We start from the raw sequence: 13443 nt of genomic DNA on the forward strand, positions 1-13443 counted from the left end.
CCATGGACATACTGACCAATACCTTCAAGCAGACTCTGCGCAGCGGCAAGCCCCAGATCGGCCTGTGGGCGGGCCTGGCCAACGCCTACTCCACCGAGATCATCGCCGGCGCCGGTTTCGACTGGCTGCTGATCGATGGCGAGCACGCCCCCAACACCTTGCAGACCACGCTGCAGCAGCTGCAATCCATGGCCGCCTACCCGGTCGCGCCAGTGGTGCGCCCGGCCTGGAACGACGCGGTCCAGATCAAGCAGATCCTGGACACGGGTGCGCAGACGCTGCTGGTGCCGATGGTGCAATCCGCCGAAGAAGCCGCCGCCGCCGTGGCCGCGGTGCGCTATCCGCCGCAGGGCGTGCGCGGCGTGGGCAGCGCGCTGGCCCGTTCGTCGCGCTGGAACCGCATTCCCGACTACCTGCGCCGCGCCAACGACGAGATGTGCGTGCTGGTGCAGATCGAAACCCTGCGCAGCCTGGACGCGCTGGAGGACATCCTGGCGGTGGACGGGGTGGACGGCGCCTTCATCGGCCCCGCGGACCTGGCGGCCAGCATGGGCTACCTGGGCCAGCCCGAGCATCCGGAGGTGGTCAAGACTATCGACGACACCATCGTGCGCATCGTGCGCAGCGGCAAGGCAGCCGGCATCCTGCACAGCGGCGTGGACCGCGCCAAGCACTATCTTTCGCTGGGCGCCACTTTCGTCGCGGTAGGCGTGGACGCCACCCTGCTGGCGCGCGCGGCTGAACAGCTGGCGGGCCAGTTCAAGAACACCGCCGCGCCCGCTGCGGACCAAGGTCCCTACTGATCCGGACGCCGGGGGCCGCAGCCCCCGGCCCGCATCACTGCCCCGCCAGGAAGCCGCGCACGGCGGCGTTGAACAGCAACGGCCGCTCCAGGTGCGCGGCATGCCCGCAATCCGGCAACACGCACAGGCTGCCATGGGTCAGCGCCGCGCGCAGCGCCAGCGCCGAAGCCAGCGGATGGCTGCGTTCATGTTCGCCCGATATGACCAGCACCGGCGCGCGCACCGCGGCCAGCGCCTGCGTGTGGTCCACGCCGTCGACGGCGGCGATCATCGAGGCCGCGCCCGCCGCGCTCATCGACACGCCATCTTCCAGGCAGGCCGCATAAGCGGGCGCCTGCTCTCCCGCCGCGAACCAGGTCTTCAGCACGCGCCGCGCCGTGGCGCGTGGACCGTCCGCGCGCAGGCGCGCCAAGGTCTGGTCCATGGGTTCGAAACGCGCACCGCGATCGACCCGCAGGCCCGCGCCATACAGCACCGCCCGGCCCACGCGCCCAGGAGCCGCGCACAGCAATCGCTGCGCAACGAAACCGCTGAACGAATGCCCCAACACGTCGAAGCTGGCTATGCCCAACCGGTCCGCCAGGGCGACGAGCGCGTCCGCGTAAGCCGGCAGGCCCTGCAAGGGCGGCGCGTTCGCGCCACGCCCGAAGCCCGGCCAATCGATGGCGATCACGTCATGCCTGTCGGCCAGCGCGCCAGCCAGCCCGTCCCAGATCGCGGACGAAGAACAGAAGCCGTGCAGCAGAAACAGCGGGCGGCCCGAGCCGCGGCGGTTGTATTCCATGGCGCGCGCCTCAGTTGTCCAGCACCACCCCGGATTCGCGCACCACCGCCTGCCACTGCGGCGCTTCGCTGCGCCAGGCCGCGGCAAAGGATGCCGGCGTGTCCTGCCCGGGCACGAAGCCGCCGGCCAGGAAGGCCTGGCGCACCTCCGGCAAGGCCAGCACCTCGTGCAGGACGTCCGCAAAGCGCGCCACGCGCTCGGGCGGCGTGCCCTTGGGCGCGGCGAAGCCCCACCAGTTGCCCTGCACCACGTCCGGCATGCCGGCCTGGGCCGCGGTAGGCACGTCGGGCAATCCGGCAAAGCGCTCGGGCGCCGCCACCGCCAGGGCCCGCACCTTGCCCTGCGGCATATAGGCGGCCGCGATGCTGTAGCCGCCGATGTACATCTGGATCTCGTTCGCCAGCAGGGCCTGCACCCCCGGCGAAGAGCCGCGGTAGGCGATGTGCGTCATGCCCGCGCCCATGGCATGGGACAGGCGGTAGCCGGACAGATGCGGCGTGGTGCCCATGCCCGGCGAGCCATAGTTCAGCTTGCCGGCGTGGGCCCGCGCATACTGCGCGAACTGGGCGTAGTCCTGCGCCGGCACCTGCGCGCTGACATAGACGAAAGCCGGCACGTCGGCCAGCTTGCCCACCGGCTCCAGATCCGCCAAGGGATCAAAGCCCAGCTTGCGGTACAGGAACTGGTTGATGACGAAATTGTTGGTCGCGCCCAGCACCAGCGTGTAGCCGTCGGGCTTGGCGCGCGCCACTTCCAGCGCGCCGATATTGCCGCCGGCGCCGGTCTTGTAGTCAACGATCAGGGGCTGGCCCAGGCGTTTTTCCAGCAAGGGCTGGATCTGCCGCATGGCGACGTCGCCCGCCGCGCCCGGCGCATACGGCAGGACGATGCGGATGGGGTGATCGGGATACTGCGCCCGGGCGGCCAGCGGCAAGGCCGCCGCGCCCAAGGCAAGCAAAACGGATACGGCGCAAGTCCGGTACGTCATGGTGTTCTCCCTGGCCGGCGGGCGGCGCCCGCGCGCGCCGGCCTCGCGGCCGGCCGGTTTCCTCGCGAGCGCTAGAGATCGATGCGCATCAGGTCGTGGGCCAGCCGCAGCGGACCCGAATAGTTCTTGCGGATGTCGGCCACGATCTCGTCCATCAGGTGCGGCCCCATCAGTTCCACCGGCAGATGCTTGGCGGCAGCGCGCTTGATCACCGGACTGGTCGAATCGAAGTGGCCAAAATGCGTCGCCACCAGGCTCTTGACGCCCGCGCGGCTGGCGATGATGCCGAGGTCCGTGGGACTGGTGTGCGCATAGGTGCCCACGCCGGTCTTGGCGCGGTGCGCGATGAACGATTCGGGGAAAGTGCATTCATGGATCAGCAGGTCGGCGTCCTGCGCCAGCCGCACCATGGCTTCACAGGGCGCGGTGTCGCCGCTGAAGGCGATGACCTTGCCCTCGGCCTCCACCCGCACGCCGAAGCACTCACACACGTCGCGCGGAATGTGCTCGACCCAGTCGACCGAAATGCGCACGCGGCCATCGTCGAATACCGGCCCGGGACTGACTTCGCGCACTTCCGGACGCATGGCTTCCAGGTTGGCCTGGCGCACGGGATAGGCGCTGCGCGCCTGGTAGTCGGTATGGTAGGCGCCGTTCTCGAACAGGTGGTCGACGAAATGGCGCGTGCCCTTGGGCCCCAGCACCAGCGGCGCGCCGGTCTTGTTCAGCATCCAGCTGGAGATGACGAAGTAGGGATAGTCGCAGATATGGTCGTGGTGCAGGTGCGTCAGGAACACGAAACCCACCTTGGCGGGATCGACGTTGGCGCGCACCATCTGGCGCGTGGCGCCCTCGCCGCAGTCGAACAGATAGTGGGTATCGTCATCCAGGGTCAGCAGGATGGCCGATTGGCCGCGGTCGGGATCGGGCAGCGCGGCACCGGTTCCCAGCATCGTGATTTTCATGTTTTCCCCTTTTACGCAGGACAGTTGAACTGCGATCCAGTATAGGGATGGGGTGCATACAATCTAATCAATTATTAGAATGCTGTGATAACCAAAAGGAATTGCAAAATGCCAGCCACTCCCCGCATTCCAGAACTGCACCACATCGGCGGCCGCCTGCGCATGCGCCACCTGGACCTGCTGCGCGCGTTATACGCGCTGGGCAGCGTGCACAAGGCCGCGGCCGAGCTCGGCATGACGCAGCCCGCTGCGAGCAAGCAATTGCTGGAACTGGAAGACATGTTCGGCGTGCCGCTGTTTCAGCGCACGCGCCGCGGCATCGTGCCCACGGGCTTTGGCCACGCGCTGGCGCGCAAGGCCGACGTGCTCTGGTCCGACCTGTCCGGCGCCCGCAACGAGATCGCCGCGCTGGCCGCCGGCGCCAGCGGCCGCATCCGCGTCGGCGTGCAGCAGGTGGCGCTGCCCGTGCTGGTGCCGCGCGCCCTGCAACGCCTGCGCGCCGACCACGCCGGCGTCACCGTCATGCTGCAGGAAGGCGCGCACGATGCGCTGCTGGCCGGCCTGGCGCGCGGCGAACTCGACTGTGTGCTGGGCCGCCTGATGCTGGACGCCACCCAGCCCGTGTTCCGCACCGAAGTGCTGTACGAAGAGCCGATCTGCGTGGTGGCGCGCGTCGGCCATCCGCTGGCCAAGTCCACCCGCATCACCGCGGCCGCGCTGGCGCGGCAGGACTGGATCCTGCCGCCGCCGCAGGCGCCGCTGCGCCAGCGCATCGACTCCTACTTCGCCGAACAGGGGCTGACGCTGCACGCCCCCATGGCCGAGTCGGTATCGCTGCTGGCCAACGAGGTGCTATTGCGCAGCAGCGACCTGCTTTCCGCCATGCCGCGCGCGGTGGCGCAGCACTATGCCGCGCTGGGTGTGCTGGCCATCCTGAGGTTCCGTCCCGACTGGAACCTGCCGCCGGTGGGCGTGGTGCAGCGGGCGCAGGTGGAAGCGGCGCCCGCCTTGCAGCGCTTTCTCGATGCGCTGCGGGTCGAAGCCGGCGCGTTGGGCGCGTAGCGCCGTAAGCGCCCCTCTGCTCTCAAGCGTATTGCGCGAGCCCGTGGCCGAAAGACCAGTTCTCTTTCGCCACTTCCACCAGGTTCACGAACACGTCCTCGGGCCGCAGGCCGGGATCATCGCCCAAGCGTTGCGCAATCCGCTGGAACAGCGCCTTCTTCTGTTCCAGGCTGCGCGTGTTGTTCGCCGTGATCTGGATGTACACGAGGTCGTCGCTGCGCGCCACATCCATGTAGGTCGGGCTGTAGCGGAAGTTCGACGCGTCATGCTCGGTCATGGTCATGAATTGGTCGTCTTCGGGCACATTGAAGGTTTCGCGCATGGCCAGATAGATGTTGTCGAAAATGGCCTGGCGGTAGGCTTGCGGCTTTCCGGCGCGCAATGAGACATGGACTAGCGGCATGGTGGATTCTCCCTGTTGGACCGCTTCATATTAGCCATTCTGATAAGCTATTTGTCTATATTTCAATGATAAGCATCTGAAATGACTGAGCGCTCGCTGGATGTCGCCGCCGTCAGGGCCTTTGTCCGCATTGCCGAGCTGGGCAGTTTCACGCGCGCCGCCGAAGTCCTGCAAACGACACAGGCGGCCATCAGCCTGAAACTCAAGCGGCTCGAAGACCGGCTGGGCTTCCGCCTGATCGAACGCACGCCGCGGTACGTGGAGCTTTCGGCGCGAGGCGCCGCCTTTCTTGGACAGGCGCGCGAACTGCTGGCGGCGCACGACCGCGCGCTGTCCGCGGCTGCCGAGGGCAGGCAACGCCTTGCCATCGGCATCAGCGAACACGTGGCGGGCCCTGAACTGCCGGCGCTGATCGCACGCATGAACGCGGCGGATCCCCGGCTGCTGATCGAAATCCGGATTGCCTCCTCCGGCGACCTGCTCCAGAGCTTCGACCGGCGTGAACTCGATACGGTGATCGTGCGCCTGCATGCGGGACGCGACGACGGACAGGTTCTGACCAAGGAAAAATTCGGCTGGTACGCGGCGCCCGGTTGGCAGCAGCGGACAGGAGAACCGCTGCCCCTGGCCACCATGGCGCAACCTTGCGGCGTGCGCGCCATCGCCGAACAACTGCTCGACGAATCGGGCATACCGTGGACGGAGGTCTTTGTGGGCGGCGGCGTGATGGCGGTTGCGGCCGCGGTAATGGCGGGACTTGGCGTGGCGGCGCTGTCTCCGCGCATGCTGCCCTTCGGCGCGATCGACGCGGGCCCGAGGCTCGGACTGCCCGCCCTGCCGCAATTGCCGGTCTTATTGCACACCAGGGTCAGGGATGGCCGCGCGCGCGATGCGCTAACGGCCCTGGGCGCCGCGTTCCGCAGCGCCGTGAAAGGCTGAAAGCCTCAGGAACGGCCGCCCAGGCTGCCGCCGCCGTCCACGCCCAGCACCTGGCCGGTAATGAAGCCGGCGTCGTCCGACAGCAGGAAGGCGATCGCGGCAGCCACTTCGGCGGGCGTGCCCAGGCGCTTCATGGGCACGGAGGCCAGCGCGCGCTTTTCGGCATCGCTGCCGGCCGGGCGCGTGGCCCGGAACATCTCGGTTTCGATCGGACCGGGTGCGACCGCATTGGCGGTGACGCCGTATTCGGCCAGTTCGAGCGCCCAGGTGCGGGTGCAACCCACCAGCGCGCTCTTGGCGGCCGAATAGGCGGTGCGTTCCATGCCGCCATGGATGGCGCGGCTGACCACGTTGACGATGCGTCCGGCGCGGCGCACCTTCATGGATTCGATGAATGCCTGGGTGACCTGCACCGCCACGCGCACGTTCAGATCCAGCACGTTGTACAGCGTGGCCAGGTCGATCTCGCCCAACGGCTGGGGCGAAACGATGCCCACGTTGTTGACCACGGCGTCGACCGGGAATTTCTCGCGGATCTCGCGCAGCACTTCCTCGGTGCGGCCGGCGTCCGCCAGGTCACAGGCGTAGAGGTAGCCCGGAAAATCCACGTCGGTGGTGTTGCGCGCGATGCCAACCACATGACAACCCATGTCGGACAGCCGCTGAGTAAGCGCCCAGCCTATGCCTTTGGTGGCGCCCGTGACGAGCACGCATTTGTCCTTCATGGATAGAAACCTCGCTGGTGTTTTCTTGGTGAAAAACGGGCGCTTGGGCGCCCGGTCTTCCAAGTAGACACCATCCGGCGCCACCTGTCTTGTAAATTGCGTAGCAATTCTTGCCTGCCGGACAGCCCGCCTGACGAGGTGGAACCGGCCGGCTCAGACGTCCCGGGTGACCGGAACGCGTGGCGCCAGGGCGCACAGCAGCTCGTAGCCAATGGTGCCGGCGGCTTGGGCCACTTCGTCCACGGAGGGGCCTTCCTCGCCCCAGAGCGACACGGGCGAACCGACGCCGGCGGCGGGGACAGGCCCCAGATCGACGATCAGCATGTCCATGGAAACGCGGCCCACCAATTGGGTGCGGATGCCGGCCACCACCACCGGCGTGCCGGTGGTCGCGTGGCGCGGATAACCGTCGGCATAGCCGCAGGCCACGATGCCGATGCGCATGGAGCGGTCGGCGCGGAAGATGGCGCCGTAGCCGACCGAATCGCCGGCCTTCAGATCCTGCACGGCGATGATTTCCGAGCGCAACGACATGGCTGGTTTCAGGCCGAAGGAAGAAGCTTCGGCGTCCGCAAACGGCGATGCGCCGTACAGGCAGATGCCAGGGCGCACCCAGTGCGCCTGCGTTTCCGAGGCGACGGCGATCTCGGCGAAGCGCAGCGTGGCGGCCGAATTGCAGACGCTGATGGCGCCCGGCATCTTATGCGTCACCGAATTGAACAGCGCCAGCTGTTCGTTCACGCCTTGGGGGCCGTCGGCGCAGGCGAAGTGGGTCATCTTGCCCACCGAACCCAATACACCCTGCTGTTGCAGCAGCATGGCGCGTTCATGCGCCGCGGCGTAGGCGGCGGGGCTGAAGCCCAGGCGGTTCATGCCGCTGTTCAGCTTGAGCATGATGTCGACGCGGCGCGAGAAGCGCGCGCGGGCCAGCATGTCCAGTTGCTCCCGGTTGTGCACCGTGGTGCTCAGGTGGTAGCGGTCGACAAGGTCCAGGTCGGAGGGTTCGAAAAAGCCTTCCAGCAGCAGGATGGGACCGCCCCAGCCCGCTTCGCGGCAGCGCACGGCTTCGTCCAGGTCCAGCATGGCCAGGCCTTGCGCCTTCGAGAAGCCGGCGACGGCCTGCTCGATGCCGTGCCCATAGGCATTGGCCTTTATCACGGCCCAGATCGAGGGCGGCAGGCCCGACGCGGCCTCCGCGGTCTGGTCCAGGTGGCGGCGCACGGCCGCGAGGTTATGCGCTAGCGCGGAGACGGAGACGGTGGCGGAGATTGGACGCGGCATGGTGTGGGATCCTGTGGCGCTTAAGTCTAACTGATCCGCACCTCACGCGGCATTGCGCCGTGTCACCGGGATGCGACTACTCTAAAATGGATTGATCCAGGCCCCGCGGGGCCAGATCCGCCAGTCCAAATATGCCCATCGATCACTACGAGAACTTCCCCGTCGCCTCGCTGCTGCTGCCGCGCAGGCTGCGCGGCGCCGTGACCGATATCTACCGTTACGCCCGCGCGGCGGACGATATCGCCGACGAAGGCAGCGCCACCGACGAAGAACGGCTGAAGCAGCTGGCCGCGTTCCGCGCCGAGCTGCACCGCATCGGCGCCGAACCGGGCGCCAGGCCCGAACCCGGCTCGCCCGAACTGGCCAGCATCTTCGTCCCGCTCGCCGCCACCATCGCGCGCCACCAGTTGCCGATCACCCCCTTCTACGACCTGCTGTCCGCCTTCGAACAGGACATCAGCGTCAAGCGCTACGAAGACTACGCCACGCTGGCCGACTACTGCACCCGCTCCGCCAATCCCGTGGGCAGGCTGATGCTGCACCTGTTCGAAGCCACCAATCCCCAGAACGTGAGCGAGGCCGACGCCATCTGCACCGGCCTGCAACTGGTGAACTTCTGGCAGGACGTGCGGGTGGACTGGCACAAGCAGCGCGTCTACCTGCCGCAAGAGGACCTGCGCCGCCACGGCGTGACGGACGAGGACCTGGCCGCCTGCCGGCTGACGCCCGCCTGGCGCGACCTGATGGCCTTCGAAGTCGAACGCGCCCGCGCACTGCTACACTTCGGCGCTCCGCTGGCGCGCCGCCTGCCGGGCCGCATGGGCCTGGAGCTGCGCCTGGTGGTGCAAGGCGGGCTGCGCGTGCTGGAGCGTATCGAGGCGGGCGGCTACGATGTATTCATGAATCGCCCCGAATTGGGCGCCAAAGATTGGGCCATCATGATGTGGCGCGCAATTACCTGATATGACCCCTGACGAATACTGCCAGGAGAAAGCCGCCAAAAGCGGTTCCAGCTTCTACTACTCTTTCCTCTTCCTGCCGCCGGAGCGGCGGCGCGCCATCACGGCGCTGTACGCGTTTTGCCGCGAAGTGGACGACGTGGTCGACGAATGCACCGACCCGTCGCTGGCCCGCGTCAAGCTGGCCTGGTGGCGCACGCAGGTCGACCAGATGTACAACGGCAATCCGGACCATCCGGTGACCCGCGCCCTGCAACCGCACCTGCAAAGCTGTTCGATCACCCGCGAACGCCTGCTGGCCGTGGTCGACGGCATGGAAATGGACCTGGACCAGACCCGCTACCTGGACTGGCCGGGTCTGCGCAAGTACTGCTGGCACGCCGCCGGCGTGGTGGGCGAACTGTCCGCCGGCGTCTTCGGCTATTCCGACCCCAAGACCCTGGTCTATGCGGAAAAGCTGGGCCTGGCGTTCCAGATGACCAACATCATCCGCGACGTGGGCGACGATGCCCGCCGCGGCCGCATCTACCTGCCCGTCAACGACATGCAGCAGTTCGAGGTCAAGGCCTCGGACATCCTGAACGGCGAATACTCCGAACGCTTCAGCGCGCTGATGAAGTTCCAGGCCGATCGCGCCCGCGAGCTGTACCGCGAGGCCATGAGCAACCTGCCCGAGGTCGACCGCCGCGCGCAGCGCCCGGGCCTGATGATGGCCGCCATCTATCACGCACTGCTCGACGAGATCGAACGCGACAACTGGCAGGTGCTGCATCAGCGCATCTCGCTCACTCCCCTGCGCAAGCTGTGGCTGGCCTGGAAGACCTGGGTGAGCGGCGGACGCGGACTGGTCCGCCGGTTGGCCCGGTGAAGGCCGCGGTCATCGGCGCCGGCTGGGCCGGCCTGGCAGCCAGCGTCGCGCTGCGCGAAGCGGGCGCCAAGGTCACCGTCTTTGAAGCCGGCCATACGCCGGGCGGCCGCGCCCGGCGCGTGTTCCACACCGATTTCGACGCGCCGCTGGACAATGGCCAGCACCTGCTGTCGGGCGCCTACAAGCACACGCTGGCGCTGATGCGCCGCGTCGGCCGCAACCCGGACGCCTTGTTGATGCGCCGGCCCTTGCAGCTGGCCAGCCTGGACGGCCGCTTCCGCCTGGCCGCGCCGCGCCTGCCCGCGCCGCTGCACATGGCGGCGGCGATCCTGCGCGCGCGCGGCCTGTCCTGGAAGGACCGTCTCGCGACCCTGCGCCTGATGCGCGGCTTGAAAGCCATGTCCTGGACGCCGCCGCGCGACTGGACCGTGCTGCACCTGCTGCATTACCACGCGCAATCGGACGCCCTGATCCGCCAGATCTGGGAACCGCTGTGCCTGGCCGCGCTGAACACGCCCGCCGCCACCGCCAGCGCCGCGCTGTTCGCGCGCGTGCTGCGCGACAGCCTGACCGGCAGCCGCGAAAACAGCGACATGCTGCTGCCCTGCACCGACCTGTCCGCGCTCTGGCCCGACGCCGCCGCGCGCCAGGTAACCATGCGCTACGGCAGCACCGTGCGCCAGCTCCGCCCCTCCCGCGAAGGCGTCGACATCAACCAGGAACGGTTCGATGCGGCCGTGCTGGCGGTGCCGCCTGCCTTCGCCGCGCGACTGCTAGACGCCCCGCTGCGCGAGGCCGGCGCCAACGGCCTGCTGGACGCGCTCAAGGCATTCGACTACATGCCCATCGCCACGTTGAACCTGCGGCTGCAGGATCCCTGGCGCCTGCCCGAACCCATGATGATGCTGCGCGAAGAAGCCGCCCGCGACCACTACGGTCAATGGCTGTTCGACCGCGCGCAACTGGCCGGCGACACCAAGGCCGGCGAACTGGCCGTGGTGACCAGCGCGGCCACCGGCATCGCCGAACGCAACCGCCAGCAGGTCATCGAAGCGCTGATCGACCAGGTGGCGGAACAGGCGGCGCGCCATCCCGCGCGCCTGCCGGCCATGCCGGAAGTGACGGCCGCGGAACTGTTCATCGAAAAACGTGCGACCTTCGCGGCGGTGCCGGGTCTGACCCGCCCGCTGAACTCCACGCCCTGGCCCACGCTGGCGCTGGCCGGCGACTGGACCGACACTGGCTATCCGGGGGTGCTGGAAGGCGCGGTGCGCAGCGGCCTGCAGGCCGCCCGCGTGCTGGATCCCGCCGTGGCCTGAGCGCCGCCGCGGCGCCTGCCAGCCCTAGCGCAGCAGGCTGGCGGTGGCCAAGCCCGCCGCCGTCAGCAGCAGCGAACCCGCCAGGCTGAAGCCCGCATAGCCCAGCGCGCTGGCGTAGGCGCCGCGCTCCAGCATCGCCACCGTCTCGGCCGAAAAGGTCGAGAAGGTGGTCAGCCCCCCCATGAAACCCGTGATCGCGCCCAGCCGCACCCAGGCCGGCCATTCTGGATGCCCGGCCACCAGCGCCAGCGCCAGGCCCACCAGATAGCCGCCGGCCAGGTTCACCGCGAAGGTGCCCCAGGGCCAGGACTCCACGTTCAGCCACAGGCTGACCAGCCAGCGGACCCAGGCGCCGAACATGGCGCCCACGCCCACGGCCAGGAAATTCAGGGGAATCAGGGTTTGATACGCGGACATCGGGCTTCAGGACGCCTTGTGCTGTTTGAGGCGGAAGGAAAAAACCAGCAGCAGTATGCCGAAAAACACGGCGTAGGCGCCAATCACCCAGACCAGCGCGAGCGCGCCGGCGCCGGGCTGCATGATCAGCATGCCGCCGAACAGGATGGACACCAGGCCCGACAGGCCCAGCAGCCATTCGTTGCGGATGTCCTTGCGGAAGCGGATGGCGGCCACGACCTGGAACACGCCGGACACCAGCGCCCAGATCGCGATGATGTAGAGCAGGACCAGCGCAGTCAGGCCCGGATAGACGAAGGTCACGATGCCGGCCGCGATGCCCAGCAGGCCCACGATGATGAGCGCCCACAAGGGCTTGCCGTTGTCGCGGATGCGCACCCCCGCAACCAGGGCCAGCACGCCGTCCACCAGCGCGAAAGCGCCCCATACCAGCACCAGCGCCGACAAGGTGATGGCGGGCATGAGCAAGGCCATGAGCCCGAAAAGGATGGCGACGACGCCGCGCAACGCCACCCAACCCCAATGACGACCGATCTGATCCACGACTTGCTGTTCAAGCATGACGACCTCCGGTGTTTGTAACGGGTGGCCTATGTTATCTCCGCCAGGCGGCAGGCGCCACGTCGCGCCCGGCCCGCCAGCGGCGCCGCCCCGAAATCGATTGAAATTTCCTTGGGCGGACAAGGGCGGCATTTATAAGAGTCATTCTCATTAAATGTTAGAATCCGCGGGCTTTCACCCTATACCCCATGGACAGTCAACCCACTCCCCGCCGCCGGGCCTATTGGCTCAAGACGCTGCACCAATGGCATTGGATCAGCTCGGCGTTGTGCCTGTTGGGCATGCTGCTGTTCGCGGTCACGGGCCTGACCCTGAACAATGCCTCGCACATCGAGGCCAAGGCAGTGGTGACCAGCCGCGAAGCGCACATGCCCGCCGCCGTCCTGCAGCAACTGACCCCCGCGCCCAAGCAGAAAAAGGCTCCGTTGCCCGCGCCCGTGGCGCAGTGGCTGGACGACACGCTGGACACGTCCGCCGCCGGCAAGCCGGCCGAGTGGTCCGCCGATGAGGTCTACCTGTCGCTGCCGCGCGCCGGCGGCGACGCCTGGCTGTCCATCGACCTGGCCAGCGGCGACGTCGAATACGAACGCACCGACCGCGGCTGGATCTCGTACCTGAACGATTTGCACAAGGGCCGCAACACCGGCCTGGCGTGGAGCTGGTTCCTCGACATCTTCGCCGTCGCCTGTCTGGTCTTTTCGCTGACCGGACTGGTGCTGCTCAAGATGCACGCCGGCAACCGCAGCGCGACCTGGCCCATGGTCGGCCTGGGCGTGGTGATCCCGGTGGTGCTGGCCCTGCTTTTCATACATTGATTCCAACGATCCGCCCTGGAGATTTCCATGCGCAAGCTGTTGTTGTCGGCCCTGCTGGCCGGCCTGATCGCCCGAACGGCCCAAGCGGCCGACATCGGCCTGTCCATCGAGATCCCGCGCCTGGATGTGGCCGAGTACCACCGTCCCTACGTGGCGATCTGGATCGAGAACCCCGACCAGAGCGTGGCCACCGACCTGGCCGTCTGGTACGACGTGGCCAAGAAGAACGACGAAGGCACGGAATGGCTCAAGGACATGCGCCAGTGGTGGCGCCGCAGCGGCCGCAACCAGAAGTTCCCGGTGGACGGCGTCAGCGGCGCCACCAAGCCCGTGGGCAAGCACGCCCTGAGCTTTGACGCGGCCAGCAAGCCCCTGTCGGGCCTCAAGCCCGGCCAATACGCCGTGGTGGTCGAAGCCGCGCGCGAAGTCGGCGGCCGCGAGCTGCTGCGCATCCCCTTCCAATGGCCGCCGCAAAAAGCCGAGCAGTTGACGGCGCGCGGCGAACACGAACTGGGCGCCATCGCGCTCGACCTGAAACCCTGAGACCTCCTAGG

Annotated in this window: 16 protein-coding genes; 8 read left to right on the forward strand and 8 right to left on the reverse strand. The window is 67.8% G+C overall.

Going from position 1 to position 13443, the window contains the following annotated elements; genetic code table 11:
* Window positions 1-2: 2 nt before the first annotated feature.
* Window positions 3-803, forward strand: coding sequence for a 4-hydroxy-2-oxoheptanedioate aldolase (gene hpaI, locus AXYL_RS20675; RefSeq protein WP_013394805.1), 801 nt, complete (start codon window positions 3-5; stop codon window positions 801-803).
* A 34-nt stretch (window positions 804-837) separates the two neighbouring features.
* Here hpaI and AXYL_RS20680 read toward each other — a convergent pair whose 3' ends face one another.
* From AXYL_RS20680 to AXYL_RS20690, 3 genes are all read right to left on the reverse strand, one after another.
* A complete protein-coding gene (locus AXYL_RS20680; RefSeq protein ID WP_013394806.1) occupies window positions 838-1587 on the reverse strand; it encodes an alpha/beta fold hydrolase in 750 nt (249 codons plus the stop codon).
* Between the two features lie 10 nt (window positions 1588-1597).
* A complete protein-coding gene (locus tag AXYL_RS20685; RefSeq protein WP_013394807.1) occupies window positions 1598-2575 on the reverse strand; it encodes a Bug family tripartite tricarboxylate transporter substrate binding protein in 978 nt (325 codons plus the stop codon).
* Between the two features lie 71 nt (window positions 2576-2646).
* Window positions 2647-3540, reverse strand: a complete 894-nt coding sequence (locus AXYL_RS20690) for an MBL fold metallo-hydrolase (protein ID WP_013394808.1) — start codon at window positions 3538-3540, stop codon at window positions 2647-2649.
* Window positions 3541-3648: 108 nt separating this feature from the next.
* On the opposite strand from AXYL_RS20690, the gene AXYL_RS20695 reads away from it, so the two are divergent.
* Window positions 3649-4602 carry a LysR substrate-binding domain-containing protein gene (locus tag AXYL_RS20695; RefSeq protein ID WP_013394809.1) on the forward strand — a complete coding sequence of 318 codons (954 nt, stop codon included), beginning with the start codon at window positions 3649-3651 and terminating at the stop codon, window positions 4600-4602.
* A 22-nt stretch (window positions 4603-4624) separates the two neighbouring features.
* Here the strand turns inward: AXYL_RS20695 and AXYL_RS20700 are convergent, their stop codons facing one another.
* A complete protein-coding gene (locus AXYL_RS20700; RefSeq protein WP_013394810.1) occupies window positions 4625-5005 on the reverse strand; it encodes a tautomerase family protein in 381 nt (126 codons plus the stop codon).
* Between the two features lie 81 nt (window positions 5006-5086).
* Between AXYL_RS20700 and AXYL_RS20705 the strand changes: the two genes are divergently transcribed.
* Window positions 5087-5944 carry a LysR family transcriptional regulator gene (locus AXYL_RS20705; protein WP_013394811.1) on the forward strand — a complete coding sequence of 286 codons (858 nt, stop codon included), beginning with the start codon at window positions 5087-5089 and terminating at the stop codon, window positions 5942-5944.
* A gap of 5 nt (window positions 5945-5949) precedes the next feature.
* On the opposite strand, the gene AXYL_RS20710 is transcribed toward AXYL_RS20705, so the two are convergent.
* On the reverse strand, window positions 5950-6669 hold the full coding sequence (locus AXYL_RS20710; RefSeq protein WP_013394812.1) for an SDR family oxidoreductase: 720 nt from the start codon (window positions 6667-6669) through the stop codon (window positions 5950-5952).
* A gap of 153 nt (window positions 6670-6822) precedes the next feature.
* A complete protein-coding gene (alr, locus tag AXYL_RS20715; RefSeq protein WP_013394813.1) occupies window positions 6823-7950 on the reverse strand; it encodes an alanine racemase in 1128 nt (375 codons plus the stop codon).
* Window positions 7951-8081: 131 nt separating this feature from the next.
* Between alr and hpnC the strand changes: the two genes are divergently transcribed.
* The 3 genes from hpnC to hpnE are packed head-to-tail and all read left to right on the forward strand — an operon-like array spanning window position 8082 to window position 11096.
* The gene (gene hpnC / locus AXYL_RS20720; protein ID WP_013394814.1) at window positions 8082-8912 is read left to right on the forward strand and encodes a squalene synthase HpnC; all 831 of its coding nucleotides are present in this window, start codon (window positions 8082-8084) and stop codon (window positions 8910-8912) included.
* A gap of 1 nt (window position 8913) precedes the next feature.
* Complete coding sequence (gene hpnD, locus AXYL_RS20725; protein ID WP_013394815.1) at window positions 8914-9777, forward strand: presqualene diphosphate synthase HpnD; 864 nt, start codon at window positions 8914-8916, stop codon at window positions 9775-9777.
* On the forward strand, window positions 9774-11096 hold the full coding sequence (hpnE, locus tag AXYL_RS20730; RefSeq protein WP_013394816.1) for a hydroxysqualene dehydroxylase HpnE: 1323 nt from the start codon (window positions 9774-9776) through the stop codon (window positions 11094-11096). Before hpnD ends, hpnE begins: the two co-directional genes overlap by 4 nt.
* A 24-nt stretch (window positions 11097-11120) precedes the next feature.
* On the opposite strand, the gene AXYL_RS20735 is transcribed toward hpnE, so the two are convergent.
* A complete protein-coding gene (locus tag AXYL_RS20735; RefSeq protein WP_013394817.1) occupies window positions 11121-11513 on the reverse strand; it encodes a fluoride efflux transporter CrcB in 393 nt (130 codons plus the stop codon).
* Window positions 11514-11519: 6 nt separating this feature from the next.
* On the reverse strand, window positions 11520-12074 hold the full coding sequence (locus tag AXYL_RS20740) for an HdeD family acid-resistance protein (protein WP_013394818.1): 555 nt from the start codon (window positions 12072-12074) through the stop codon (window positions 11520-11522).
* A 188-nt stretch (window positions 12075-12262) separates the two neighbouring features.
* Here AXYL_RS20740 and AXYL_RS20745 point away from each other — a divergent pair, with 188 nt between their 5' ends.
* Window positions 12263-12889, forward strand: coding sequence for a PepSY-associated TM helix domain-containing protein (locus AXYL_RS20745; RefSeq protein ID WP_013394819.1), 627 nt, complete (start codon window positions 12263-12265; stop codon window positions 12887-12889).
* A 27-nt stretch (window positions 12890-12916) separates the two neighbouring features.
* On the forward strand, window positions 12917-13432 hold the full coding sequence (locus AXYL_RS20750) for a DUF2271 domain-containing protein (RefSeq protein WP_013394820.1): 516 nt from the start codon (window positions 12917-12919) through the stop codon (window positions 13430-13432).
* Window positions 13433-13443: the final 11 nt, after the last annotated feature.

This window comes from Achromobacter xylosoxidans A8 (assembly GCF_000165835.1).
Classification (GTDB): domain Bacteria; phylum Pseudomonadota; class Gammaproteobacteria; order Burkholderiales; family Burkholderiaceae_B; genus Achromobacter; species Achromobacter xylosoxidans_B.